This window comes from Hydrococcus rivularis NIES-593 (genome assembly GCF_001904635.1).
In the GTDB taxonomy this organism is placed as follows: domain Bacteria; phylum Cyanobacteriota; class Cyanobacteriia; order Cyanobacteriales; family Microcystaceae; genus Hydrococcus; species Hydrococcus rivularis.
On the sequence record NZ_MRCB01000001.1, the window covers coordinates 340,738 to 364,799 of the forward strand.

At 47.1% G+C, this 24,062-nt stretch carries 23 protein-coding genes and 1 tRNA gene; 13 read left to right on the forward strand and 11 right to left on the reverse strand.

Annotated elements, in window-relative coordinates; genetic code table 11:
* Positions 1–157: 157 nt before the first annotated feature.
* Both NIES593_RS23860 and dnaN read left to right on the forward strand, forming a co-directional pair.
* Positions 158–304, forward strand: a complete 147-nt coding sequence (locus NIES593_RS23860) for a hypothetical protein (protein WP_175561003.1) — start codon at positions 158–160, stop codon at positions 302–304.
* 152 nt (positions 305–456) lie between these two features.
* Positions 457–1,608 (forward strand): DNA polymerase III subunit beta, encoded by a 1,152-nt coding sequence (gene dnaN / locus NIES593_RS01540; protein ID WP_073597891.1) that lies wholly within the window; start codon positions 457–459, stop codon positions 1,606–1,608.
* A gap of 7 nt (positions 1,609–1,615) precedes the next feature.
* On the opposite strand, the gene trmB is transcribed toward dnaN, so the two are convergent.
* Positions 1,616–2,254 (reverse strand): tRNA (guanosine(46)-N7)-methyltransferase TrmB, encoded by a 639-nt coding sequence (gene trmB, locus NIES593_RS01545; protein ID WP_073597892.1) that lies wholly within the window; start codon positions 2,252–2,254, stop codon positions 1,616–1,618.
* Positions 2,255–2,415: 161 nt separating this feature from the next.
* Complete coding sequence (locus tag NIES593_RS01550) at positions 2,416–4,842, reverse strand: GH116 family glycosyl hydrolase (protein ID WP_073597893.1); 2,427 nt, start codon at positions 4,840–4,842, stop codon at positions 2,416–2,418.
* Positions 4,843–5,001: 159 nt separating this feature from the next.
* Here NIES593_RS01550 and NIES593_RS01555 point away from each other — a divergent pair, with 159 nt between their 5' ends.
* Positions 5,002–6,516, forward strand: coding sequence for a helicase C-terminal domain-containing protein (locus tag NIES593_RS01555; RefSeq protein WP_073597894.1), 1,515 nt, complete (start codon positions 5,002–5,004; stop codon positions 6,514–6,516).
* Between the two features lie 17 nt (positions 6,517–6,533).
* Here the strand turns inward: NIES593_RS01555 and NIES593_RS01560 are convergent, their stop codons facing one another.
* The 3 genes from NIES593_RS01560 to NIES593_RS01570 all read right to left on the reverse strand — a co-directional run bounded on the left by NIES593_RS01560 (position 6,534) and on the right by NIES593_RS01570 (position 8,134).
* Entirely contained in the window at positions 6,534–7,301 is a 768-nt protein-coding gene (locus NIES593_RS01560; RefSeq protein ID WP_073597895.1) for a TIGR00297 family protein, read from the reverse strand.
* A gap of 53 nt (positions 7,302–7,354) precedes the next feature.
* Complete coding sequence (cysC, locus tag NIES593_RS01565; RefSeq protein ID WP_281250694.1) at positions 7,355–7,933, reverse strand: adenylyl-sulfate kinase; 579 nt, start codon at positions 7,931–7,933, stop codon at positions 7,355–7,357.
* Between the two features lie 128 nt (positions 7,934–8,061).
* A tRNA-Ala gene (locus NIES593_RS01570) sits at positions 8,062–8,134 on the reverse strand.
* A 236-nt stretch (positions 8,135–8,370) separates the two neighbouring features.
* On the opposite strand from NIES593_RS01570, the gene trhO reads away from it, so the two are divergent.
* Complete coding sequence (gene trhO / locus NIES593_RS01575; RefSeq protein WP_139253600.1) at positions 8,371–9,273, forward strand: oxygen-dependent tRNA uridine(34) hydroxylase TrhO; 903 nt, start codon at positions 8,371–8,373, stop codon at positions 9,271–9,273.
* A 467-nt stretch (positions 9,274–9,740) separates the two neighbouring features.
* On the opposite strand, the gene NIES593_RS01580 is transcribed toward trhO, so the two are convergent.
* Positions 9,741–10,682: an FTR1 family iron permease gene (locus tag NIES593_RS01580; RefSeq protein ID WP_073597897.1), complete on the reverse strand. Its 942-nt coding sequence runs from the start codon at positions 10,680–10,682 to the stop codon at positions 9,741–9,743.
* A gap of 32 nt (positions 10,683–10,714) precedes the next feature.
* Positions 10,715–11,149 carry a ferritin-like domain-containing protein gene (locus NIES593_RS01585; RefSeq protein ID WP_015141811.1) on the reverse strand — a complete coding sequence of 145 codons (435 nt, stop codon included), beginning with the start codon at positions 11,147–11,149 and terminating at the stop codon, positions 10,715–10,717.
* Positions 11,150–11,340: 191 nt separating this feature from the next.
* Here NIES593_RS01585 and NIES593_RS01590 point away from each other — a divergent pair, with 191 nt between their 5' ends.
* The 4 genes from NIES593_RS01590 (at position 11,341) to NIES593_RS01605 (ending at position 14,481) form a co-directional block, all read left to right on the forward strand.
* Entirely contained in the window at positions 11,341–12,096 is a 756-nt protein-coding gene (locus tag NIES593_RS01590) for an energy-coupling factor ABC transporter permease (protein WP_073597898.1), read from the forward strand.
* A 22-nt stretch (positions 12,097–12,118) separates the two neighbouring features.
* On the forward strand, positions 12,119–12,487 hold the full coding sequence (locus NIES593_RS01595; protein WP_073597899.1) for a PDGLE domain-containing protein: 369 nt from the start codon (positions 12,119–12,121) through the stop codon (positions 12,485–12,487).
* 5 nt (positions 12,488–12,492) lie between these two features.
* Positions 12,493–13,269: a cobalt ECF transporter T component CbiQ gene (gene cbiQ / locus NIES593_RS01600; protein ID WP_139253601.1), complete on the forward strand. Its 777-nt coding sequence runs from the start codon at positions 12,493–12,495 to the stop codon at positions 13,267–13,269.
* A 441-nt stretch (positions 13,270–13,710) separates the two neighbouring features.
* Positions 13,711–14,481: an energy-coupling factor ABC transporter ATP-binding protein gene (locus NIES593_RS01605; protein ID WP_073598049.1), complete on the forward strand. Its 771-nt coding sequence runs from the start codon at positions 13,711–13,713 to the stop codon at positions 14,479–14,481.
* 23 nt (positions 14,482–14,504) lie between these two features.
* Here NIES593_RS01605 and NIES593_RS01610 read toward each other — a convergent pair whose 3' ends face one another.
* The 3 genes from NIES593_RS01610 to NIES593_RS01620 all read right to left on the reverse strand — a co-directional run bounded on the left by NIES593_RS01610 (position 14,505) and on the right by NIES593_RS01620 (position 17,156).
* Positions 14,505–15,404 carry a heme-dependent oxidative N-demethylase family protein gene (locus NIES593_RS01610; RefSeq protein WP_073597900.1) on the reverse strand — a complete coding sequence of 300 codons (900 nt, stop codon included), beginning with the start codon at positions 15,402–15,404 and terminating at the stop codon, positions 14,505–14,507.
* Between the two features lie 69 nt (positions 15,405–15,473).
* Positions 15,474–16,445 carry a carbohydrate kinase family protein gene (locus NIES593_RS01615; RefSeq protein ID WP_073597901.1) on the reverse strand — a complete coding sequence of 324 codons (972 nt, stop codon included), beginning with the start codon at positions 16,443–16,445 and terminating at the stop codon, positions 15,474–15,476.
* Between the two features lie 126 nt (positions 16,446–16,571).
* Positions 16,572–17,156: a GNAT family N-acetyltransferase gene (locus tag NIES593_RS01620; protein WP_073597902.1), complete on the reverse strand. Its 585-nt coding sequence runs from the start codon at positions 17,154–17,156 to the stop codon at positions 16,572–16,574.
* A gap of 158 nt (positions 17,157–17,314) precedes the next feature.
* Between NIES593_RS01620 and NIES593_RS25045 the strand changes: the two genes are divergently transcribed.
* The 3 genes from NIES593_RS25045 to NIES593_RS01630 all read left to right on the forward strand — a co-directional run bounded on the left by NIES593_RS25045 (position 17,315) and on the right by NIES593_RS01630 (position 18,896).
* The gene (locus NIES593_RS25045) at positions 17,315–17,449 is read left to right on the forward strand and encodes a hypothetical protein (protein WP_281250688.1); all 135 of its coding nucleotides are present in this window, start codon (positions 17,315–17,317) and stop codon (positions 17,447–17,449) included.
* A gap of 81 nt (positions 17,450–17,530) precedes the next feature.
* On the forward strand, positions 17,531–18,259 hold the full coding sequence (gene hoxU / locus NIES593_RS01625) for a bidirectional hydrogenase complex protein HoxU (protein ID WP_073597903.1): 729 nt from the start codon (positions 17,531–17,533) through the stop codon (positions 18,257–18,259).
* Positions 18,260–18,272: 13 nt separating this feature from the next.
* Positions 18,273–18,896 carry a CP12 domain-containing protein gene (locus NIES593_RS01630; RefSeq protein ID WP_073597904.1) on the forward strand — a complete coding sequence of 208 codons (624 nt, stop codon included), beginning with the start codon at positions 18,273–18,275 and terminating at the stop codon, positions 18,894–18,896.
* A gap of 154 nt (positions 18,897–19,050) precedes the next feature.
* Here the strand turns inward: NIES593_RS01630 and NIES593_RS01635 are convergent, their stop codons facing one another.
* Positions 19,051–20,337, reverse strand: a complete 1,287-nt coding sequence (locus NIES593_RS01635; protein ID WP_073597905.1) for a hypothetical protein — start codon at positions 20,335–20,337, stop codon at positions 19,051–19,053.
* Between the two features lie 158 nt (positions 20,338–20,495).
* Between NIES593_RS01635 and NIES593_RS01640 the strand changes: the two genes are divergently transcribed.
* Both NIES593_RS01640 and NIES593_RS01645 read left to right on the forward strand, forming a co-directional pair.
* Entirely contained in the window at positions 20,496–22,454 is a 1,959-nt protein-coding gene (locus NIES593_RS01640) for a right-handed parallel beta-helix repeat-containing protein (RefSeq protein ID WP_175561004.1), read from the forward strand.
* Positions 22,455–22,521: 67 nt separating this feature from the next.
* Positions 22,522–24,051 (forward strand): YifB family Mg chelatase-like AAA ATPase, encoded by a 1,530-nt coding sequence (locus NIES593_RS01645; RefSeq protein WP_073597907.1) that lies wholly within the window; start codon positions 22,522–22,524, stop codon positions 24,049–24,051.
* Positions 24,052–24,062 lie beyond the last annotated feature (11 nt).

A 24,062-nucleotide genomic window follows, 5' to 3' on the forward strand; every position in this document is an offset into this window, starting at 1 on the left:
CTGAATCCGACTTCTTCACGATACAATCTGCTTTTCTGCCACTGGCTCGGCTTTCGTTTTTCTTTAGGAGTCAGCTCTCATTGGACGATCGTAGAAACTCTAACTTCTTTTATTCAAGAAAGTTTTTCTCTATGATTATATCATTTTTCATTCATTAATGACAGAGATGGTCGATCGCCCTCACCCCCAACCCCTCTCCCAAATAGGGAGAGGGGAGAAGAATGTCGATCGCGAAAACCTGAAAATTGGTATTAGACCTTTACGATCGCTTGCTCGAGCGAGAAGACGAGTTATCAGAGATTAAGTATATATACTCTGTGGAAAATTAGAGGGAATTTTCCACAAGTTTTCCACAGGATAAAAACTAGAAAAAGAATGGTTGAATGGACAAAGAAAGATCCCTCGCGATCGCATATAGTACTATTGTTCTATGGTAAAACTCGATTCTGATTGCCGATGAAATTTACTTGCTCTCAAAGCGACCTGAACGCTAATCTATCCCTGGTCAGTCGTGCCGTTCCTTCTCGTCCTACCTATCCCGTCTTAGGTAACGTTCTCTTCGTAGCAGATACGCAAGGGAAACGAGTCAGTTTAACTGCCTTCGATAGTCGCCTCGGCATTCGTACCAGTTTTAGTGCCGAAGTGAGCGAAGGGGGAAAACTGACCTTACCCGCGAAAATCCTCAACGATATCGTAGCTCGGTTGCCAGAAGAGGAAATTACGCTGGCGTCTGAAGACGAAGAAGAAGAAAATCCGCTCGCTATCCTGACTTCTAGTTCCGGACGCTTTCAAATCAGGGGTATGAGCGCGACGGAATTTCCTGAATTGCCGAAGGTAAAAAAGGGAGAAGGCATCGTACTCCCCGTATCGGCTTTGAGCGACGGGTTAAAAGGGACGTTGTTTGCTGCTAGCACCGATGAAACCAAGCAAGTGTTGACTGGAGTGCATTTAGCTGGATCTCAAGATAGTTTAGAATTTGCGGCAACCGACGGACATCGCTTGGCAGTGGTGGAAACTCTATTGGAAAATACAGAAGTAGGCGATCGCGCCTCAGACAATTTTGCTGTTACTATTGCTGCTAGAGCTTTACGAGAATTAGAACGAATGCTAGCAACGGCTCAAGCGACTGATTGTGTCGCCTTATATGTCGATGAAAGTCAAACTATCTTTGAATTGGGCGATCGCCGTTTAACCAGTCTGAAATTAGAAGGAGCTTATCCAGCTTATCAACAACTCATTCCCCGACAATTTTCCAGAACGGTGACGGTAGAACGCAAGCGACTGATTGGGAGTTTAGAACGAGTTGCCGTACTAGCCGATCAAAAAAATAATTTGGTTAAATTTACCATCGATCGCGATCGCGGACAATTATCTTTATCGGTAGAGTCTCAAGATTTGGGCAGTGCCAAGGAATCCATGAGTGCAGAAATTACTGGGGATAGCCTGGAAATTGCTTTTAATATTAAATATTTAATGGATGGATTGAAGGCATTGCCATCTTCTGATATTCAGATGCAATTAAATGAAGGCAATCAACCCGTTATTGTTACGCCGCTGGGCGGTTTAAAAATGACTTATCTCGTCATGCCCGTGCAAATTCTACGATGATCTCAATTCATTTCGCAATTTTTATTAAAACTCGATAAACGGGTTTTTTATGAGCGAGAGTAGCGATTTCTCGTTCGGTGGGAACCGGAAAAGGATTGGTTTCTAGCCAGAGTTCTGAATGCTGTTGTTGGAAGCGAGGATGGGATAAAAAGCGATCGCGCATTTCGATAGCGACCGATTCCACATCCGATTGCAGAAAAACGATTCCTTCCTCTACCAGATGAGTTGCCAGGAGATCGACTAACTCTGGCTGTACGACTCGGCGTTTCATGTGGCGCTGCTTAAACCAAGGATCGGGAAATTGAATGCTAACCCATTTTAAAACCCCGGCCGGTAAAGATTCGAGTAAGGAAGAGAGCGAGTTATTGATATTGCAAAATAGGAAATGAAGGTTAGTCAATCCCATGCGATCGCGATGTTCGTTTGCTTCGTCTACTAGAGGTTGGCGAATTTCCACACCTAAAAAATTAATCTGCGGGTGTAGGTGTGCCATTTGCAATAAAAATTTCCCTCTCGCACAACCAATATCGAGGTGTAATGGCTGAGTCACAGAGGCATAAATTTGATACCAATTGGGAGGTGGAATCGGAGTTTGATATTTATGACTGAGTGGGTTGACGTGTTGACGAACGCGGACTCTTGCCAATCTTAATCCCTCCTGTTTTCTATAGCGATCCTAGATGATTTATAAGATGGTTAGTAGTGCAAGTATCTGACCGTGCGCGTGCGAGACAATCGCACGCGAGCAAGATGCTCGCACTACTTTTCACAATTTAAATCAGATGGCTTATCAATCCGATCCTAAACTTATTCGATCTCTTTAAACTCGGTCAAAACGCCATAAATTCCCCAAATCGCCATAGCGCGTAAATAATGACTCGCTCGAAAGGTTCCTGCTGCTGTAATCGCTTCGGGCGTGCGGAATTGTAAGCCATTTTCATACACTTGCCGCACGACAGTTTCTGTTAGCTTAAATGCCTCATCTCTCATTCCCATTTGCAACAGAAATGCAGCCAGCCCAAAATTAATTCCCGTCCAAACTTCTAACGGATGAGTGGCTTTAGGATCTTCTGGCGAACCATCGGGTTTGACTCCATTTGCCGCCCCGAATTTACCGTCTTGAAACTTTAAAAAACAAGCCTCATAGACTTTTTTCAAGGCAGATTCGGCATATTGCCGTTCTACGACATCTGGCAATCCTAACAGGCGGGCATAAAATTGGCCGCACAATTGATCTGCCATGACAATATCCGAACCGCTTTCGCTGTCGAGACGATAATATTCTCCATTCCAGAGTTTTTCGTGATAGAGCGATCGCGCTCCTTGCAACCAATTTTGATAGGTTTGAATGGTAATTTGGAGCGATTGCGGGTAATTTTCTGGCTCTAGATCCCGATTGCTGGGCGGATTTTCGATTAAAATTTTGCCAATAGCGATCGCAGCTTCTAGTGCCGCTATCCACAATCCGCCGCAATAAGCACTAATCCCCCGCAATCGCCAATCGTCGAAGGTTTGATCGGGTGCGCCAGAATTTTCGGGAATGCCATCGCCATCGCGATCGAATTTTTTTAAATAAGCGAGGGTTTCTACGATTGATTGCCAACATTCCCACAAAAAAGCGACATCTTTCGCTCCCGTTAGCACGAAATCCCGATACACCTGCAAAACAAAATCGCTACCTAAATCCTTCCAAAGATTGCAATCTTGATAGCTAGTGTAATTGGTCTTCTCCCAAGGATGTTCGTTCGGTGCGCCCAAGTCGTGCGGCGTTGCCCCCTTAGCCTTGCGTATTGCTGGGGCTTTATTATATCCAATAATTCGAGGCGTATCGTCTCCCGTCGGAATCGCCCTAGCAAACGCCTCCAACACCGCTTTATCTAAACGCGACCAAAGCATCATCAGTCCAAACGACCCGTACAAGCGCACGTCCAGACTTTCGTACCAGCGATAGTCCATGCATTCGAGTACCCCAAACTGTCCGACAGGATCATCTTCGGTTGCTGCCGTCCATAAAGTTCCGCCGTCGGCAAGCAAATATAGCTCGTTAAACAGCGCCATCTTAAACCAATCTGGCAAATCCTCGCGTTTGAGAATCGGCGACTGCCACTCCTCAATCCGTTCCTTCCACATATCTCCGTGCTTGAGGGCAGTGCGAATTATCGCCCAAGCATTAGTTCCCGTGCGCCCAAAAAAATCGGTGTAGCGGCGATAATATTTCACCCCTTCGGCAAATTCTGTAATCGGCAAATCCCACGCCAAAATAAAGGGAATCTTGCGAGTTTTGCCGGGACGAACGGTAAAGCGAATTGCCATAGCAGCAGCAATTTGCTCTCCCGGTTCGGCAGGCGTTTCGTCTTCTGTGTCGGGTAAAGATCCGTTCGCGGCAAAGCAATCCCAGACCTCGGAACCATCGCCGTCAGGATTCCAGCGACTGAGATAGGAAGCTTCTATCGTAGGATTGGTAATGCTGGCAAAACAGATTTGTCCTTCTCCCTCGCCAATCTCGTCTTCATGGAGTCGGATGCGGTTGAGCAAGCAACCAACGCGAAAATTATCGACAATCCATTGATTGAAATTCCCCGTACTGTCGCCCCAACGGGGTTGGTATTCATATTCGGGACTGCCATCATCTCGCACTTGTATGGTGGGAGACTTAATGGCATTGGAAAACCAACCAACTGTATTCTGCCAAGTCAGCATAATACTGAGGGTGATGGGTTTATCGGTTGGGTTGTGTGCCGTCCATTCAAAAATAGCAACGGGGTAGCTTGTTTCCTGATAGTTGCTCGCACAAATAGGAGAAAATTGCTCGCAAACGAGTTCCGATTGAAAGATTCCTTTATATTCATACCAACTGCGGGGGTAGAGGGCATGGTAAGTTCCTTTTTCTTTCGGATACCATAACCACCGAGATAAAGTCCCGTCCTCTGGCGGTTCGGTACACATGGCATAAGCTTGCGCCTCTCCGTTTTCTGGTTGTTCAAAGACACTGAATTGACAGGCAGGAAGAGAGCGAAAAACGTGTTCGCCGCCGTCGAGGTGCCAGAGGTTAAAGTCGCCTCGACTAGAACGACCGATACACCCCGCACCGAATCCGCCCAAAGGCATTCCATGCCAAGGACCATCGTCGAGATTGCTAGCGTAGCGAACGGTGTAGGGCTTGTCCCAACCTAAACCGATGGGACGTTTCCAGGCGCAAGGAGGAATTTCTGGGAGTGAGATTTGATACTGCATGAATTTTATTTTAGGTGGTGCTGTTCTATTGCGACATTTCAATTGTCAATTCCGATTTCCGACTTCTAAAGACCGCTCTTTAACACAAAGCCTTTCCAAAAATTTTTTATGCTAGACTATAGCTCCTTTAGCGTTCCCTTATGATTTGTCCATACTGCCATGGCACCACTCCTAGAGGCTGAAGTTCATTCGTCGCTGCTTTCCTTTCTCCGAGAACGGGGAAAGTCAAACTGGCCTCACCATTTAACCATGGCAAGGATAATTTCTCGTGCCTTGCGACTGCAACGTCCCGCACTCATCCAAACGGGGAGTCCTGTAACCCAATATTGTCTCAGCTATCTAACCCCCGCGCTGCTAAGCGATACTCCAGTGCTTCTGGTTGTGCCTAAATCAGTCCAACAACACTTATTACAGGTCGAAATCCCTCAACTTCAGGAATGGTTGCAAACTCACAAAGAAATTCGCACGGTCGATCGCTGGTTGGAAGGGTTTGGAGGACTGATGCTGACTTCGCCTCAAGCTTGGCTGGCAGATCGCTTGGAAAATTTAGGGCACTTTCCTCAAAATATTCTTACCGTAATCGATCGCGCCGATGACTTAGAAGAATGGGCCAGAGAATGCCTGAGTGCCGCGATCGAAGATTGGCACTGGGACGATCTCGTACAAAGCTATCCCCGCCACGCAGACTTCATTCGAGATGTCAGAGTCCAACTGACCAAAGCTATCTTTGCTCGCCCCAAAAATCCTTATGGTTGCTATCTCATAGAAGATGCCGAAACAGAAAGCTTGCGACGCTTATTGTCAACTTTAGCGACGCAATCGTCCTTAATTCCCTCCTTCGCGCGATTTTGGCATCGGTGGCAAACGAAAGGACAGATGATGTGGGCATCTATCGACAGGGACAGCAGACATTTTACGCTACACGTTGCGCCTATAGAGGTTGCTAGCGTCCTGAGTCAAGTTTGGGAGCAACAGCCAGTCGTTTTAATTGGCAGTTTTTTAGATAGCGATAAAAATGCCCCCGTTTACCGCCAGCAATTGGGGTTGGGAGATCTGCTGTGCCTGAAATTCCTTCCCAACCGACAGAATGAATACATTCAATTGTACGTACCAGAACGTTTTCCCCTGCCTAATACGCCTGAATTTCAGGGGGCGCTAATGCAAGAAGTCCGCACCTTGGTAAGATATTGCGATCGCACTAAAAAACTCATCGTCGTGTTGGTTGAAGATGTCCCTTTAAAAGCGCGAGTAGGGGCGACTATGGCGGCTGAATTTGGCTCTAGAGTTCGGGTTGAGAAGACAACCCCAGCAGAAAACGGCATTTTAGTGTCTGGCTGGCAATTTTGGTGCGACAATCAAGAACGATTTCCTACTCCCCAACTTCTCATCGTTGCCACTTTACCCATTCCTTCCCTAGAAAATCCCCTCGTAGCGGGGCGAGTAGCGTATTATAAGCGTCAGCGTCAAGATTGGTTTCGTCTTTATCTTCTGCCTACGGCTTTAAGAGAAATTCAACGCGCCGTCATGCCTTTGCGCGAGTCTCAGGGAATTGTCACTCTGCTGGATAATCGGGTCAATTATCGCAGTTATGGCGATCGCGTTCTGACGGCTTTAGAACCCTATGCGCGGATTAATTATCTCGATCCGAGTTGGTTCGATCCCAAATCGGTTTGAGCGGAGATTATATTAAATTAATTAGTTTGTAAATTAATCAAAAAAATTGAAGCCGTTAATATCGCCACGATCGCGCCAATTAAAGTATTGAGAAAATTGACAACATCATGGGTCAACCAACTCAATTTAGATTCTATCGTTGCGCCGATCAGACTTTCTACACTGGTCGCGACAAAAGCAGCAACGACACACAAAGCTATCCCGATAGGATCGATCAGACCGATTCCCCAACTCAAAGTTGCGATCGCCCCAGAGGCGACAATCCCTGAGATCGTTCCTTCTAAGCTAATTGCTCCCTCTGTTCCCCGTGCGACTGGTTGTAGGGTAGTAATCAGAAAAGTTCTTCTTCCATAGGCTTTTCCGATTTCGGTTGCCGTGGTATCGGAGAGTTTAGTCGCGAAGCTGGCAACGTAGCCTAGTAATAATAGCTCTCGAATCGGCGTATCTACAAATAAGCTTGCCACAGCGCAGATGGTTCCTGTCAATGCCGAACTCCAAAGATTCCCCGGTCCTCGCGTGCCAGAACGTTCTTCTGCAATGCCTTCTGCTTCCTTTTGCGCCATGCCGACATAGGTTAGACCCGAACCGACTAGGAAGTAGAACATGACGATCGCATATCCTTGCCATCCCAGCGTTCCCCAAATCAGAACGCCTAAAAACCAGGCGTTTAAATATCCAGCTGGAGTCAGTAATTTTTTGGGAGCTAGGAATGCGATCGCTAGTAATACTGTATTCAGTCCAACAGCAACTAGCCAGGGATTAGAAAACTCGATCGTTGAGAACATGATTCACCAAAAACTACACGGGCAAGGCGTGCCTTGCCCTTACCGACGACTGTTTATACCGTCACCGCTTTACGAAGATAGCCCATTTCTTCAAGTTTTTGCCAAACCTTAGCAAGGCTTTCTTCTATCGTTTCTTGGTCGGTGCGACATTCGACTTCGGGATTGAGGGGAGGTTCGTAAGGGTCGTCAATTCCGGTAAATGATTTAATTTCCCCATTTCTTGCTCGTTTGTATAGCCCCTTAACATCTCGATCTTCGCACACTGCCAAGGGAGCGTTAACGAATACTTCAACGAAATCTCCAATGCGTTGTTTGACCTCTTCTCGAATTTCTCGATAGGGGGAAATCGCTGAGACTAAAACTATCACTCCATGACGAGTCAGCAGGTTAGCAACAAACCCAATTCTACGAATATTCTCATCTCGATCTTCTTTCGAGAACCCCAACCCTTTAGTTAAGTTTTCGCGCACCACATCTCCGTCTAAGATTTCTACCGGATAGTCTTGTTCGCGCAGTTTCTGTTCTAATGCTCTGGTAATGGTGGTTTTGCCAGCACCACTCAAACCGGTAAACCAGATGGTTACGCCACGTTGCTTCATGCTTTCTCTTCTGTCGTATGTTCTAGAGTTGATTTAAACAAATTACCAATAGTCTAAACGTTCTCTGCCACATTTGCGAAGGGATTGCTAAAATAGACCAGGCATTCGTGTTTGCGAAAACTTGCCAGGTTTTTCGAGTATATCTAATAATGTTTTTTTAATGGAGGTAAGCGGACTCGAACCGCTGACATCCTGCTTGCAAAGCAGGCGCTCTACCAACTGAGCTATACCCCCTCGCTATTTACGCACCTTTATCAGTATACACCTAAATTTCAAAAAATATCAATAGTTTTACCAAAGCGATCGCTTTAGCAACCGTCGAAGACAAACTTTACTCTACGATAAAAGAAGGAGGACGGGGAGACAAGGAGACGGGGGGACAAGGAGACAAGGAAGACTGGAGAACAGGGAAAAAACTAATCACTAACTACTAACCAATCCCCAATCCAAAATCCAAAATCCAAAATCAAATGACTCAAATCGTTGCTACTTTCTACAAATTTGTCAGATTGCCCGATTTTGCTGCCAAACAAGCCCCGCTGCTTGCTCATTGCCAGGCGCATGGCATTAAAGGAACGATTCTACTTGCCTTAGAAGGAATTAACGGCACGATCGCGGGGTCTCGTGAGGGCATTGATTCAACGCTCTCTTTTTTGCGATCGGACGAGCGTTTAGCCAATTTGGAACACAAAGAATCCCAGGCTGAAACTCCTCCATTCGAGCGCATGAAAGTCCGTCTCAAGCGAGAAATCGTTACGCTGGGAGTACCGGAAGTCGATCCCAACGATCGCGTCGGCATCTATGTCAGCCCGCAGGAATGGAATTCCTTAATCTCCGATCCAGACGTTCTCGTTATCGATACTCGCAATGCCTACGAAGTTAAGATTGGTACCTTTAAAGGCGCGATCGATCCCCAAACTCACTCCTTTCGAGAATTTCCCGAATACGTTCGCGCTCGCCTCGATCCCAGTCAGCATAAAAAAGTGGCACTTTTCTGTACGGGGGGAATTCGTTGCGAGAAAGCCTCGTCTTTTCTCCTGCAACAAGGCTTTCAGGAAGTTTATCACCTCAAAGGCGGCATTTTAAGGTATTTAGAGGAAGTTCCAGCCGAAAAGAGTTTGTGGGAGGGCGAATGTTTCGTTTTTGACGAACGCATTGCAGTGAAACACGGTTTAGAAATCGGCAGCTATGATATGTGTTGTAGCTGCGGACATCCTATCTCCGACGAAGATAAAGCCTCTCCAGCTTACGAGGAGGGGATTTCTTGTCCTTACTGTATTGACAGCCTTACTGAGGAAAAGCGATCGCGCCAACAAGAAAAGCGACGGCAGATCGAACTAGCCAAGAAAGCGATCGCAGATCGAAGTCAGTAGTCCTAGTAGGGAGTCCCCCTCGCGACTCCTGTTGGTCGCACTACTGCTTATTGCGATCGTTCATCCGGATTTGATATGAGCCGAAGCCCAGCCGTCTATTTTACCGATCCCGATGGGCTGAAGCTGAAATTAGTTCGCATGCCTAATCTGTCGTAAAATAAGCTGTAAGGCATCTAATACCAATTCACCGATGCTCCTCCACTTCGTAGGAGTCTGCGTCGGTTCGCAATTATCAGTTCGCAATTAGTCAACTGTCCTCTGTGTAAGGCTTTTTCCTTGAGCATCTGTAGCGTTCTTTTTTAGAAATGGTATAAGTTACTAATCGCGATTGAGACGGGAAAGATAGGAATTATAAAATAAGCTGTAGTGCGAGCGTCTCGCTCGCGTCTAACTATTTGCGAGCTTTCGCATTATTTCTTACAATTCAAATCGGATTGCTGTAGCACGAATCGAAAATTCAAAATCGGTTAACTTGCTTTCTCGACTGTCTTTTCAGAGTTTTTCCCTAAAACCGATCGCCCAGTTAAACTATGAAAATAGGCTCCGCCGACAAGTCCCATAAAGAGTAAATAGGCGATCGCTTGTCCTAAATAAAGCTTTTGTCGGTAGCCAAATAAGGATTTGAGGATAATCCCTGGAAACTCGCGATCGGGAAGAAATTCTGAAGTGTCCCAAACCAGCGGTCCCAAAAGACAAGACTCTCCGGGTACAATACACCAATTAGCGAAGCGCCAATCTATTTGCATCAGTAGCGCTACTGACGCATCGACGTGCTTGAGCATACCAATAACCAAACCGCCGACAATTAACAACAGTAAAATTCCCATCACCTGAAAAAATAGGCGAATGTTAATCTTAACTCCCCATTTAAACAATAATATGCCCAGTCCGGCAGCGACTAGCAATCCAGTTATGGCTCCCGTGGCAGGCAGAATAAATCCTTCCTGAAACTTAGCAAGAATAAATAAAACCGTTTCAAAACCTTCTCGTAAGACGGCAATAAAAACGAGAAGAAAAATTGCCTTTCCGGCGCTATCGTTTTGTGCTAAAGCTGTCTGAATTGCGCCTTCGACATCAGATTTAACTGACTTAGCTTGTTGCGTCATCCAAATCAGCATCCAACTGAGCATCGCGATCGCAACCAGACCAAAAACACCTGCCAAAACTTCTCTGATGACTGGCGTGTAAGGACTTTGATGGGAATTTATTTCCCGAAGCACTCCCGCTAGAAGAAATCCTACCATGACGCTTGCCACGATTCCTCCGCCGATGCCTTGATATACCCAGCGATTGAGTTGAGTCTGATGCGCTTTACTCAAACAAGCTAGAACGATTCCCACTACTAAAGCAGCTTCAAACCCTTCTCGCAACGTGACAACAAAGGTCGGCAAGGCAGCACTTAAATTCATCATTCAGTTAGCCGTCAGCATTCTGACTTGAATTATACAAAATCGCGCAACATCTTTCTGATTTCAATATTGTGCAATTCTTCTTGCCCAATCATTCCTCTAGCAAATTCTTCTAAATAAATACTGGCATTTTCTACCGTATCTAATAAGTCTTTATACAATTCCAGAGATTTCTTTTCATGATTGAGGCTCTCAGTTAAAATCGTCTGCAAACTGTGTTCGTAACTTTCTTCAATGGGAGCAATTTTGAGACTGGGATGTCCTTCTAACCCGGTTAAAATTTCTCCTACCTGTTGTGCGTGAAGCAGAGATTCATTCGCTTGCTGTTGAAAAAATTGCACGATCGGGATGCGATTGGGACCCGTCACCATTAAAGAGTAGTGCGTATAGCGGACGACGCCAGCCAATTCAAATTCCATAATTCTGTTGAGTGCTTGAATAGTTTTTTCCCGATCCAGATCTCTCATGCGTTGTGTTTTGAAAAAACGTTTTTATCTATAGTAATCCTCATTATTAATTACTAACATGAAAGTCCCTGCCTTTGAAAAGCAAAAATCTGTAATGAATCTAAAGATGTTCTAAAAATCCTCTCTAGGGGGATTGATAAGGCTTTACAAAAGTGAGAAGACTAAAAATAAAGGCTTTGCAATCTCTGACTATGGCTACAGCCAATCTATTTTCTCAGGTGTTGTCTTCAAGTTGGTTACACTGGGCGCTACAGCCTCATTTAGCCCTGCACATTCCGGATGGCTTTTTGAGTTTACCAATCAGCCTCTTGACCTGGATCGTTTCCATCGGTCTAATTGCGATCGCACTCAAGCAAGTGCAAGCTGACTATCAAGAACGGGCAGTTCCTTTAATGGGCGTTTGTGCGGCGTTTATTTTCGCTGCCCAAATGATTAATTTCCCCATTCCTGGCGGTACGTCGGGTCACTTATTGGGCGGCACTCTAGCTGGCGCGTTACTTGGTCCTTGGGCGGGAACTCTAGTTATGTCAGTTGTATTTATCGTCCAAGCGGTTCTATTTCAAGACGGCGGTCTGACGGTGTTAGGCGCTAATATTTTCAACATGGGGTTGGTTGGCACCTTTGGCGGTTACTATCTCTATAAAGCGATTCGCTTTGCCATCGGTCGCAACAGCTGGCGGGGAATGTTAGTGGGAATAGCGGTAGCAAGCTGGGCAAGCGTGGTCGTTGCTGCTGCGATCGCGTCATTCCAACTCGCTTTATCGGGAACCGTGCCTTTGGCAGTTGCCTTGGCTGCTATGATGTCTTGGCACGTGGTAATCGGTATTGGAGAAGCTTTGATTACAGTAGTGGCAGTAAGTTTTGTCTGGCGATCGCGTCCCGATCTATTTTACGATCCACCTCGTCGAACCCAGCAATCGTTATCTCGTCCTTACTCGCTCCATTAATTAATTTCAGGATTGGCCCTCTATGGCAAATAATTTTCAACGAAAACGCAATCGAGCCTTTGTTATTGCTGGTTTGGGAATTGCTTTGCTGGTAGCGGTTTTCCTCTCGCCTTTCGCCAGTCCCGATCCCGATGGCTTAGACCGCGTTTCTCAAGATTTAAAATTCGATCGCAAAGCCACTGAAGATGCTCCCGCCCGTAAGTTGCCTTTTTATGCCATTTTTGAAGAATATGCCCTCAGAGGCGTGCCGGAGGGAGTCGCAACTTCTTTGGCTGGGTTGGTAGGAACCTTAGTTACCTTTGGCTTGGCTTGGGGAGTGGGCAAGTTGGTAGTTCGTCGTTCTGCCCCAACCAATACTCTAGACGAACCTTCCCCATCTCCAGAGGATTGAGAGCAATGATCCTCCTGCACGTCGTTGCTTTTCGCCTCGACACTGATAGCCATCAGCATACGCCTTGGCATTCGCTAGCCCCTCAGACGCGATTGCTGTGCATCCTGCTAAGCGTTTTTGCCATTGCCCTCACCCCTAACGGACGTTGGTGGACGTGGGCAATTTATGGCATTGGCATATGGGGACTCATCTTAGTGAGTCAAGCTACCTTAGTGGCATTACTCAAGCGAGTTGCCGTTGAGTTTGCTTTTGTCGTTGTCGTTTTATTGGGAACGCTGTTTCGCGGTGGCGGCACCGTAATCTGGTCTTGGGGATATTTGCAGATTACCACAGTCGGGCTGACGGTTTTGGGAAGCGTCACTCTTAAGGTATTGCTATCTTTATTGATACTCAATGTTCTAATTCTGACGACTTCTATTCCAGATCTTCTCCAAGCTTTTATTGCCTTGCGAATGCCGCCTTTGCTGGTGGCGATTATGGCATCGATGTATCGCTACTTGGGCGTTTTAATTACCGAATTTAACACCATGCGTCAGGCTGCGATCGCGCGAAATTTAATGGCGAATAATTCGGCAACTCGCTTGGTTCTCGGTCATATTATCGGTTCTCTCTTTATCCGTACTTACGAACGGGGAGAACGAATTTATCAGGCAATGCTGGCACGCGGCTATCGAGGATTATCGACAACTGAAACGCTGCCACCGCTGAGGAAATGGGATTTTTTAGCTTTGATTTTTACCGGGATTCTGGTAATTTGCGGGCAGATTTTTTATTTAAACTAATCGAAAAATTTAATCGATGGACTTCTTTGTGGCGACGCAGGTTCGCCACCCACTCCTCGCCTTGGCGTGAGATAAAAAAACTTCTGCAACCGGTCTAATTTCTAGGTAAACAATCCAGATTCTTGGTTACCTTTCACTGCACTGGGAATGACAAAAGAAACTTTTCAGATCTTTAATAGATTTTTTAGATGATTAAATATTCCCAAAAAGATTTAAAATTCAAGGAAACATTTCAAAAAAAATGATTCTCTCAAGACGCTTCACTTTAGTTCGGAATTCTGAATCATTCGATTAGAGTATATCGAGATATTTTACTTTGCCAAAAATAAGATTTTTTTTGTTAAAATAAACTTAATTATGACTAAAATTTCAAGCAAGATTAATAATTTCACTTTAAATTTCTCGGTAAATTCTAGTCAATTTGCTTTGGCATTTCCAACAATGCACCACAATCCAATCTTAATTGAAAACCTAAGCTATACCTATCCTGATGGAACGCAAGCGCTTAAGAACATTAATTTGTCAATTCAAGCAAACGAACGAGTAGCATTAATCGGTGCTAATGGTTCGGGAAAATCTACTTTGCAGCTACACTTAAATGGAATTTTATTACCCCAACAAGGAGGGGTGAAGATCGGCAGGTGGCAGGTAAATGCTGAGAATTTGACCAAAATTCGGAACTTTGTGGGGCTGGTCTTTCAAAATCCCGACGATCAACTATTTATGACAACTGTATGGGAAGATGTGGCGTTCGGTCCAAAAAATCAAGGCGTGCGGGGGACACAATTGCGATCGCGAGTCAGAGAAGCGATGGCAGCCGTTGATTTAGATATAAACGACTACGGGCATAAAAATCCAGATAATTTATCAGGAGGAGAAAAAAAACGAGTTGCGATCGCGGGCGTATTAGCGATGCAGCCCCAGGTGTTAGTCTTAGACGAGCCCTCGGCTCAACTCGATCCCCGTTCTCGTCGCCATTTGATTAATTTGTTGCAAAATTTATCGCTGACTCAACTAATTGCGACCCACGATTTGGATTTAGCATTAGAATTGTGCGATCGCACAGTCGTGTTAAGTCAAGGACGAGTTGTCTATGACGGCAGCACCGAACGAGTCATGAGCAACCCAGACTTTTTAGGGCAACACTCCCTAGAATCTCCCCTCAGTTACAGCCGCCCCTACTGCAATCTAGCAGATGCCCCCACGGTATAATAACCGATCGCAGCTACCTATTTCTATGGCACGAAGCGGTAGATTTTGCCCAAATAATCGAGCAGCACCTCTCGCACGGGAAGTATATCCTTGTAACGCTGCATTGCTAGCGGCATTTGTTGAATGGCTGCCGACAAATTTCGCGCGATCGCCGGATAACTTTCTAAGATTGAGAGTGGATAAATGTAAGTCCGAATGGTAAAGAGAACGCAATTGCTCGTTTCAAGCCGTCGCACGGTTTGGCGTTCCACTCTCAGCCAGAGTTTCTCTCCTAGACTATCAACTGTAAAGGGTGCATCCGAGCGACTGGGATTTCTAGGGCGTGCCAAAGACAGATCTGGCGTATCGACAATGCCCCAATTCAAGCGATATCCGGGGCAATCTGTTTTTAGGCGCATGAAAAAATTGTTGACTGGCTCTTCGAGCTTTTGGGCATATTCGGGAACGGGTTGATGGATTCGAGCGAGTGGCTGTCCCAGCTTATCTGGCAATCGCCAATGAAAGGGAAAACAAACAGATGCAGCAACTAAGATATATCCATCCGGGCTAGGTTGCATCAGACACAGATCCTCTTGCACCAATCGTCCTGCTAGATCGAGGGGATTTGTCTCAAAATCGGCAACGTTCCAGCTTTGCTGCACCAGCAAACTTTCGATCCGATCGCCTTGGCGCTGATAATGGCTGGGAAAGTGTTTGGGGAGATAATCTAGTAATAAGTTTAGAACTTCTTTTTGCGATCGCTCGCTGCCTGGAAGACTGGCAAAGACTTCGCGATAGTGATGCTCTAAAAGCTCTTGTTTGCGTGCGAGATAAGCAGTAAACCGCTCGTCAATTTCAATCCAGTCTTCAAGTTTGAGAGGTTTTAACCCCATCTTCATGCGCCATCGACTATCCGCGAAGGGTAGATAGATTCGTTGGTTCATTAGATCTCTTGTATATGCTGCTTTAGTCTCAACTATCTAAGCTTGCCGCCATAGTCTACTCTACTTATATCATTGCTGGCTTAAGAATTCCTCGACTTCTGCTGCGGTTGGTTGTGCCGCGATCGCGCCCGGTTTGGTTGTCGTCAGCGCTCCTACCGCACTGGCATAGGTAACGGCTTCCTTTGCCATTTCTGGATTCTGAAAAATCTGCTCTCCCTGCTGGCAGCACTGATGCAAGAACCCCGCCACAAAGCCATCGCCAGCCCCCGTAGTATCGATTGCGTTTACCTTAAAGACGGGTAAATTTCCCGAACTATTGCCCAAACTGTAGCTACAGCCGCGTTCTCCTGCCGTTACTAATACTCCCTTGACAGTCTCTACTCGTTGAGCAATTTCTTTGGGATTCTCGGTCTCGAATAGCCATTGCGCCTCATCATCAGAGCATTTAATCAGATCTGCTTGCTTGACTACCTCCCAAATGAGAGAGGGAGCTGCTTCTACATCTAACCAAAAGACGGGTCGCCAGTTAATATCTACGAAAACTTTAACCTGATGTTGTTTAGCTAATTCTAGGGCGCGATAGATTGCTTGTCGGCTTTCGGGATAGGCAAGCTCTAGCGTTCCCATCACCAAATAATCTGCCCCGGCGAATAACGCCTCTGGCAAGCGATCGGCAGCTAGACAGGTATCGGCAAACTCGGTCGTTGCGATGTTGCCAAATCCGGCAAAATGCCGCTCTCCTGCTTGCGAGCGAGTTACGTATACTTGTCGGGTCGGTGCGGTGGGATGGCGTTGGACTCCCGTTGTATCTACTCCAGTGCTTTCCAATAACGCTACCAAGTCGTCTCCGGCTTTATCTCGACCGACACAGCCGATAAAACCCGCTGTCGTTCCCAGTTTCACCAGCCCGCAGGCTACGTTAGCTGGCGCTCCGCCGGGATAAGGAGTCCAGGATTCAACTCGTTCTAGTTCTCGACCGGGTTGGTCGGCGAGACAGTCGAAGAGAATTTCACCCAAACAAAGTACGCGAGAAGAAATCATATCAGTTATCAGTGTCTACATGAGTTACTGGGAGTTATAGGGGCGGTTTTTTTTAGATTCGCTGTTGCTAAGTTCCTAGATTTTTTAGATCGACCCGCCCGTACAGAAGTTTAAATTCGACCTTGGTCAAACCGCTCGATTCATTAGAATAGTGCCGTCAGTATGCTTTAGGCGAGGATGGGGCAGGAGATCGGCACCGCCGATTTCTTGAAATCCATGGTGCAAATAGAAACGACGCGCGATCGCGTTATCCGCCCAAACATGCAAGCTGAGGCGATGAAATCCCTGGCTGCGGGCACGTTCTAATGCCCAGTCGAGCAAGCGACTGCCAATCCCTTGGTTTCGATGGGGCAAGTCAACGGCGATACTGCCAAGAAACATGCTTCCCCAGTCCTGAACTTCGTTAAAATCAGTAATATATGCCAATCGCTCGCCAGAAAACAGCCTCAGATCTTCATCTTTGAGGGCATCAACTGGAAAAATGTTAATAGCACCGATGATTTTGTCATTGTGTTCGGCAACGTAACAGTTTTTGTGCGATCGCAATCCTTCTGGTGAAGCTACCGCTTGTGCGAGCAGTTGTTTGGCCGAAAAACCGGGCACTAGGTCATCAAGTATAAACTCAAAGAAACTATCCCCTGCCATCAAAAGATAATCGGCAATAATCTTGCTATCGCGCGAATTAGCGCCTCGATAGATAATCTCTTTCATTTTGGTTGCTGCTTAGCTAGGTTGTCCGAATTCTAGCTCGAACGCTCTGAGTTTGGAGGTAACGAACATTAGCTACGGTTTGGGCGATCGCTCATAGAAACTTCTGTTAGCTTGTCTAAGGACAAATTTCATTGGCTAATATCATTTTTCATTCATTAATGACAGAGATAGTCGATCGCCCTCACCCCCAATCCCTCTCCCTATTTGGGAGAGGGGAGAAGAATGTATATCGCGAAAACCTGAAAATTGGTATAAGCTCCTCTCCTCACAAGTTCCTCAAACTTTTGACCTAAAAATCTTAATAGGGAAAGAAACTGCCTGCCCAGCACAATAGCGGGGAAAGATGATGAGATCGCCATCGGAGGGCAAGAGTTATGACAGTCAAAACATTAACGATTAATGACCAATTAGTCAGCGCCCAGGAAGAACAGACTATTTTGGAAGCAGCCGAGGATGCGGGAATTGGCATTCCGACACTGTGCTATCTAGAAGGCGTGTCCAGGATGGGTGCCTGTCGGCTGTGCTTGGTAGAAATCGCTGGCAGCAATAAACTTCAGCCGGCTTGCGTGACGAAAGTGGCTGAAGGAATGGAGGTGCAGACAAACACAAAACGCCTTCAGAAATATCGCCGTACCATCGTAGAGATGCTATTTGCCGAAGGGAATCACATCTGTTCCGTCTGCGTTGCTAATGGCAATTGCGAATTGCAAGATTTGGCGATTGAAATGGGCGTAGACCACATCGATTTGGAATATCATTATCCCAATCGCAAGGTAGATGTTTCTCACCCTCGCTTTGGTATCGATCGCAACCGTTGCGTTCTCTGCACTCGCTGTATCCGCGTTTGCGACGAAATCGAAGGCGCTCATACCTGGGATATGGCAGGAAGAGGAACCAATTCTTTTGTGATTACCGATATGAATCAACCTTGGGGTACCTCTCAAAGCTGTACTTCCTGCGGCAAATGTTTGATGGCTTGTCCGACGGGAGCGATTTTCCCCCAAGGTGCTGGTGTCGGCGAAATGCAACGCGATCGCACTAAACTCGAATTTCTAACCAACGCCAGGAAGAAGCAGGAATGGATTCTACCAGACGGGCAATGAGGAAGACAACCTTATGAAAGCAGCAGAAATTATGACTAAAGATGTGGTTACCATTCGCGGTTCGGCAACGGTAGCTGAGGCTGTTGAGCTGATGAAGGACAAGGGCTTGAGCGCTTTGATCGTCACTCCCCGCGATGAAGAGGATGCTTACGGGATCGTCACTAAGACGGATATCACCTACAAAGTGGTTGCTTTGGGAGTTGACCTCAAACAAGTGCGCGTTTACGAAATCATGACCAAACCTTGTATCGTCGTCAATCCCGATCTCGGCATAGAATACGTGGCACAGTTATTTGCCAAGACTGGCATTCACATCGCCCCGATCGTTCAAGGCAAACTTCTGGGTACGATCTCGATGACCGATATTCTCCTTAAAGGGAATTTTGTCGAGCAACCTCGAACCGTTTGGCTAGACAAAAGAATCGAGGAAGCGATCGCAGATGCCCGCAATATTTGTGCCCAAAGAGGAGCTAAGAGTAGAGAATGCGCGGTTGCCTGGGGAATTGTCGAGGATCTGCAAGCAGAGACAGCGCGTCAAAAAGCAGAAAAGCTTCCCAAAACGGCTTTTGAGGAATATTGCCAGGAATATCCAGAAGCGCTAGAAGCTCGGATGTTAGATAGATGGTGTAGCGGCTAGATTTAGCGATCGCCACATCTAGCCATTCGCCTAATCACTTACTGGTTCAAGAGGTATTCAGGAAGGAGGTTGATGCTGATGATTGCCTTCCCTTACCCTTTCCCCTTTTCCTATTCAACTATCTCTAGCAGGTATGAAGGGAAATTGGTATAACTTAACCCAAGTTAGCAGGGATTGCCCGACGCATCCACTGATGCCGTCGGTTTGGCACCTCTTCAAATCCAAAGCGATGCAAAAGCTCGACAACTTGGCTTTCCAAAACGCCTAAATTCAGTGCCGCGCGTTTGACATCAAACCGAATTGCGATCGGCAAATGCTGTCGTTGCATCGCCAAGAGTGCGCTCATCTCCTCTCGAATCGGATTGCGAACCCCTACAAACTGAGTGGTTAAGGGACTTTTAATCCGTTCGGTAGCCATACGCACGGTTTGCTGAATCGAGCTGCTGTTTTCGACAATCGTCAATTCATGCTTCAATCCCATCTCGACGAGCTGTTCTTGGATTTGTCGAATCATTTCAAAATGCTCCCGATACCGTTTGGCATTCCGCAATGTCGCCGTTTGCGCCCGACGAGCAAAATGCTGACAATGTTGTTGGCGATCGACCTGCAAGATGAGCCAATCGATATTGAGACGCTCAAATACTTCCTCTGACAATATTCCTGGCATTAGCCCTACGCCTTCAATTAACGCGGACGTGTTTTGTTTGTGCAATCGTTTAGCCAAACCTTCCACTCCGATCGCGGTCACGATCGCCTGATAGTAATAGGATTCCATACTTCCTTCAAAGGAAGACTGATACAGGGCTGGAAAAGCTTTGGCTGCCTCTTGATGACCGAAAAGGAAGTCCAAAATCGCTTTCGTATTCGCCCGTCCGGTTTCATCGGTAGAAAACACTTTTTGCATCCCGCAACTCTGAGCTAGGTGGGTAGAAAGTGTAGATTTGCCCGACCCCGACGTACCGCTTATCAGAACGACCGTCGGTTTGGTTAAGTCTTTCCAGCGAGGTAAATCGTATACCCGTAGCATCAGACCGCGTATGAACTGATAAAGTTCTTCAGAAGAAAAGCGATCGCGCACTTCATCGAGAATGGGATCCTCATATAAAGCGACAATCTCTCGCTCTTTGAAGATTTGCCAACGGCAATATTGCTCGAAATAGCTACTCTCTAACTGATGAATATTCTGTTCCCAGTCGGCGATCGTTCGTTGTAGGGGCACCAAATCCATTGAGGTTCGTCGCGCCTCTTGTTCGATCTGTCGATACCATTCATCGAGTTGACGCGATACAAACGATCGCATCTCCTGCGGGTCTAACCATTTCTCCTCGATGGGGACAAGCATTTCCCGAAAATTTTCAAACAATTGTTCGATCTGCTGCCACGGTACGACTCGAATCGAGTTCAAAACCTGCAATAACTGTTCCGTCAGTTGCTTGAGCATCGCTCGATTAGCGCTTGAATGACGGGCTGGTGGGATACATCTAAGATATCGAGTCTAGAGCGCTTGCCTTCTGGCATTAAAATGATGGGATATAAGAATTTTTCCAACCTTATCGACTGTCTTGGCGATCTATTGCGATATTAGGGAATGCTATGCAAGTGAGAATTAACCGAACGTATGCCCTATGGGGTTTCCTTCTGGCGATTCAGTTAAGCCTCGGTTTCTGCGCGAATATCTACCCCTCATCTACGCCTACTTCGACAGATACTCCATCAACAACGAACCAAACGCGAGCGCCTTCATCGACTTTAACTGCTGAAATATCGTCTCCTAACGGTCAGTACTTCGTTGCGCTTTCTGGTTCGGATGACAATCCGGGAACGCGCGATCGCCCGTTTCGGACGATTCAAAAGTGCGCCGACATTGCGAAACCGGGTCAAGCTTGCCTGATAAGAGCTGGAATCTATCGGGAGACGGTTCGCCCTGCCGTTTCGGGAACGCAAGCAGCACCAATAACGTTTGCGCCCTACAACAATGAGGACGTAACGATTTCTGGCACCGATCCTGTCCTGGGGTGGTCGCCGTTTCGCGACTCTATTTTCCGAACCAAGGTAGCGTTACCAGTCAATGGTTACAGCGATACCGGATTCTTTGCCAATCAGCTCTTTGCCAACGGTGAAATGATGCCCGAAGCCCGCTGGCCCAACTTGGGAGGCGATCTTCTCCGTCCAACGCTTGCAAGCTGCTGCACGACTGATGGAGGTGGCACAAAGATCGATCTTGAGAACAAAGACCTTCCCGATTTGCCCGGAGGGTTGGTCGGTGCCACGATATGGACTAACGAGTGGTACGTTACTCGAACGGGTACGGTTACGAGCAGCTCGCCGGGGAGACTCAGCGCTGAAATGTCTGCTCCTTGGGAGAGAGGCGGGTTCTGGTTTTACCTGGCTGGAAAATTAAATTTGCTCGATAGCGAAGGTGAATGGTACTACGACGGGAACGAGCAATTTCTCTATTTTTGGCTCCCCGGCGGCACTCTTCCGGAGTCCATAGAAGCCAAACAGCGAAATTTCGCTTTCGATTTATCGGATCGCTCCCATATCGTAGTACAAAATCTCAAGCTTTTTGGCAATACTATCACCACGAGCGATGCCAGCCAGGGTATTGTTATCGACGGTATTCGCGCCAAGTATATTTCCCATCACATGACCCTACCTCCGCTGCCGAAATCTGAACAGGCTCCCAACTCCGACGATAATCTCGTTCTTGCGTCCCATGCCCACGACACCGGAATCCAACTGCGGGGAAGCGGGCATACGCTAAAAAACTCAATCCTTGAATGGAGTTCGGGAAATGGCGTTCTTTTGGAAGGAATCGGACATACAGTAACCAACAATGTTATTGCCAACAGCAATTACTTGGTATCGTTTGCCGCTCCCGTGCGCGTCAATGGCACCCAACATAAAATTACCCATAACACGATCGAGCGAGCTGGTCGCGATGCGATCGCAATTGATTGGCATACGGCAGGATTCGAGGGACGAAACCTTGAAATCGCCTACAATGACATCTCTAGTTATGGCATGCTTAGCACCGACCTCGGCGCACTTTACATCTGCTGTTATATCAACCTAGAGGGCGGATCTATCCATCATAATTCGATTCGCGACACCCAAGCATTCAGCCAATTCTGGGGAACGCGCGGCATTTATTTAGATATCGAGAGCTATAACAGCACTATCCATCACAATGCTGTCTGGAACATCACTGGCGGTAAAGACAGTTACTACGTGGTCGCGGGTAGCCCAAGGGGATCTGACCGCGTGTTCAACAATACGTTTCTCGGTCCGATTATCATCGGCGAATCCGTTCAACTGCGCAACAATATTTATGGAGAGCCATCGATTATAAACACCAAGCAACAGTCAAACAACTTAAATCTCGGCAAAGATCCGAGGTTAAATGCCGACTTGACTTTACCTCCAGGTTCCCCCGCGATCGATAAAGGTATCTCTATCTCTGGGTTTACCGACGATTTTGTCGGTAAAGCCCCCGACATTGGCGCCTATGAGTCGGGAGAACCGAGGTGGCAAGCTGGCGCGAATCTACAGCGTTAGACGCATAATCTGCGCTTGTCTGGGGGAATACTAAGACTATACAGACAAGCAATCGAGCGGAAATTACATGTTAGCAAGGGTTTGGAGTGCGTCAATCGTTGGGATCGACGCAGTTAAAGTAGCGGTAGAAGTCGATGTTTCTGGAGGACTGCCAGGAATCGCGCTAGTGGGTTTACCCGACGCAGCGGTTCAAGAATCTAAGGAGAGAGTCAAAGCCGCGATCAAAAATGCGGGATTTGCTTTTCCAGTCCGCAAAATTGTGGTTAATCTCGCCCCTGCCGACTTGCGCAAAGAAGGACCGATCTTCGATTTACCTATCAGCATCGGGATTTTAGCCGCTTCCGAACAAGCCAACGCCCAACTGTTGGGGGATTATCTCTTTCTTGGCGAAGTTTCGCTCGACGGTAGCTTGCGCCCCGTAGCAGGCGTTTTGCCCATTGCCGCCGCCGCCCAAAAGATGGGCATTCAAGGCTTAATCGTCCCTGCCGATAACGCCCAAGAAGCTGCCGTCGTCAAAGGAATCGCGGTTTATGGATTTAGAAATCTCTATGAAGTGGCGGACTTTCTCAGCCAACCGGAAAACTATAAGCCAGTCGCCTTCGATGCTAAAGCGGAATTCGATCGCGCCCCCCAACTCATTTCAGACTTAGCAGATGTCAAAGGACAGACTCACGCGCGTCGCGCCCTCGAAATCGCAGCCGCAGGCGGGCACAATCTTATTTTCGTCGGGCCTCCCGGAAGCGGAAAAACGATGCTCGCTAAGCGTTTGCCCGGTATTTTACCTCCCCTGAGTTTTACCGAAGCCCTTGAAGTCTCCCAAATTCATTCGGTGGCAGGATTGCTCAAAGATAAAGGGTCTCTGATTAGAGAACGTCCCTTTCGCAGTCCCCATCACTCCGCTTCTGGACCTTCTTTAGTCGGCGGCGGCAGCTTTCCCCGTCCCGGCGAGATATCCCTGGCACACAGAGGCGTGTTATTCTTGGACGAGCTAACTGAGTTCAAGCGCAACGTTTTGGAATTCTTGCGCCAGCCACTAGAAGATGGATACGTCAGTATTTCGAGAACTCGTCAATCGGTTTCGTTTCCGGCGCAATTTACCCTAGTGGCAAGTACCAATCCCTGTCCTTGCGGTTATTTTGGCGATTCGGTTCAGCCTTGTACCTGTTCTGCTCGCGCGCGCGAGCAATATTGGGCAAAGCTTTCGGGACCTTTGATGGATCGAATCGACCTGCAAGTAGCGGTTAATCGACTCAAACCCGAAGAAATGACCGGACGAGAAACGGGAGAAAATTCCCAAACGGTCAGAGAGAGGGCGATCGTAGCCCGCGATCGCGCCCAGCATCGATTGAAAGACGATCCGGCAGTCCGCTGCAATGCCGAAATGCGATCGTCTCATCTGCGGCGTTTTTGCCAGTTAGACGATCCCAGTCGTAACTTGTTAGAAGCCGCCATTCGCAAATTGGGACTGTCTGCCAGGGCAATGGATCGTATTTTGAAAGTCTCGCGCACGATTGCCGATTTAGCAGGGGAGGAAGCTTTAAAGAGCCACCACTTAGCAGAAGCGATTCAATATCGCACGCTCGATCGCCTGTCTTAGAGAAGATTTAT

Coding starts and splice junctions, on each gene's coding strand:
- NIES593_RS23860 (WP_175561003.1), top strand. CDS start 158: ATGACAGAGATGGTCGATCGCCCTCACCCCCAACCCCTCTCCCAAATA.
- dnaN (WP_073597891.1), top strand. CDS start 457: ATGAAATTTACTTGCTCTCAAAGCGACCTGAACGCTAATCTATCCCTG.
- NIES593_RS01550 (WP_073597893.1), bottom strand. CDS start 4,842: ATGCAGTATCAAATCTCACTCCCAGAAATTCCTCCTTGCGCCTGGAAA.
- NIES593_RS01555 (WP_073597894.1), top strand. CDS start 5,002: ATGGCACCACTCCTAGAGGCTGAAGTTCATTCGTCGCTGCTTTCCTTT.
- NIES593_RS01560 (WP_073597895.1), bottom strand. CDS start 7,301: ATGTTCTCAACGATCGAGTTTTCTAATCCCTGGCTAGTTGCTGTTGGA.
- trhO (WP_139253600.1), top strand. CDS start 8,371: ATGACTCAAATCGTTGCTACTTTCTACAAATTTGTCAGATTGCCCGAT.
- NIES593_RS01580 (WP_073597897.1), bottom strand. CDS start 10,682: ATGAATTTAAGTGCTGCCTTGCCGACCTTTGTTGTCACGTTGCGAGAA.
- NIES593_RS01585 (WP_015141811.1), bottom strand. CDS start 11,149: ATGAGAGATCTGGATCGGGAAAAAACTATTCAAGCACTCAACAGAATT.
- NIES593_RS01590 (WP_073597898.1), top strand. CDS start 11,341: ATGGCTACAGCCAATCTATTTTCTCAGGTGTTGTCTTCAAGTTGGTTA.
- NIES593_RS01595 (WP_073597899.1), top strand. CDS start 12,119: ATGGCAAATAATTTTCAACGAAAACGCAATCGAGCCTTTGTTATTGCT.
- cbiQ (WP_139253601.1), top strand. CDS start 12,493: ATGATCCTCCTGCACGTCGTTGCTTTTCGCCTCGACACTGATAGCCAT.
- NIES593_RS01605 (WP_073598049.1), top strand. CDS start 13,711: ATGCACCACAATCCAATCTTAATTGAAAACCTAAGCTATACCTATCCT.
- NIES593_RS01610 (WP_073597900.1), bottom strand. CDS start 15,404: ATGAACCAACGAATCTATCTACCCTTCGCGGATAGTCGATGGCGCATG.
- NIES593_RS01615 (WP_073597901.1), bottom strand. CDS start 16,445: ATGATTTCTTCTCGCGTACTTTGTTTGGGTGAAATTCTCTTCGACTGT.
- NIES593_RS01620 (WP_073597902.1), bottom strand. CDS start 17,156: ATGAAAGAGATTATCTATCGAGGCGCTAATTCGCGCGATAGCAAGATT.
- NIES593_RS25045 (WP_281250688.1), top strand. CDS start 17,315: ATGACAGAGATAGTCGATCGCCCTCACCCCCAATCCCTCTCCCTATTT.
- hoxU (WP_073597903.1), top strand. CDS start 17,531: ATGACAGTCAAAACATTAACGATTAATGACCAATTAGTCAGCGCCCAG.
- NIES593_RS01630 (WP_073597904.1), top strand. CDS start 18,273: ATGAAAGCAGCAGAAATTATGACTAAAGATGTGGTTACCATTCGCGGT.
- NIES593_RS01635 (WP_073597905.1), bottom strand. CDS start 20,337: ATGCTCAAGCAACTGACGGAACAGTTATTGCAGGTTTTGAACTCGATT.
- NIES593_RS01645 (WP_073597907.1), top strand. CDS start 22,522: ATGTTAGCAAGGGTTTGGAGTGCGTCAATCGTTGGGATCGACGCAGTT.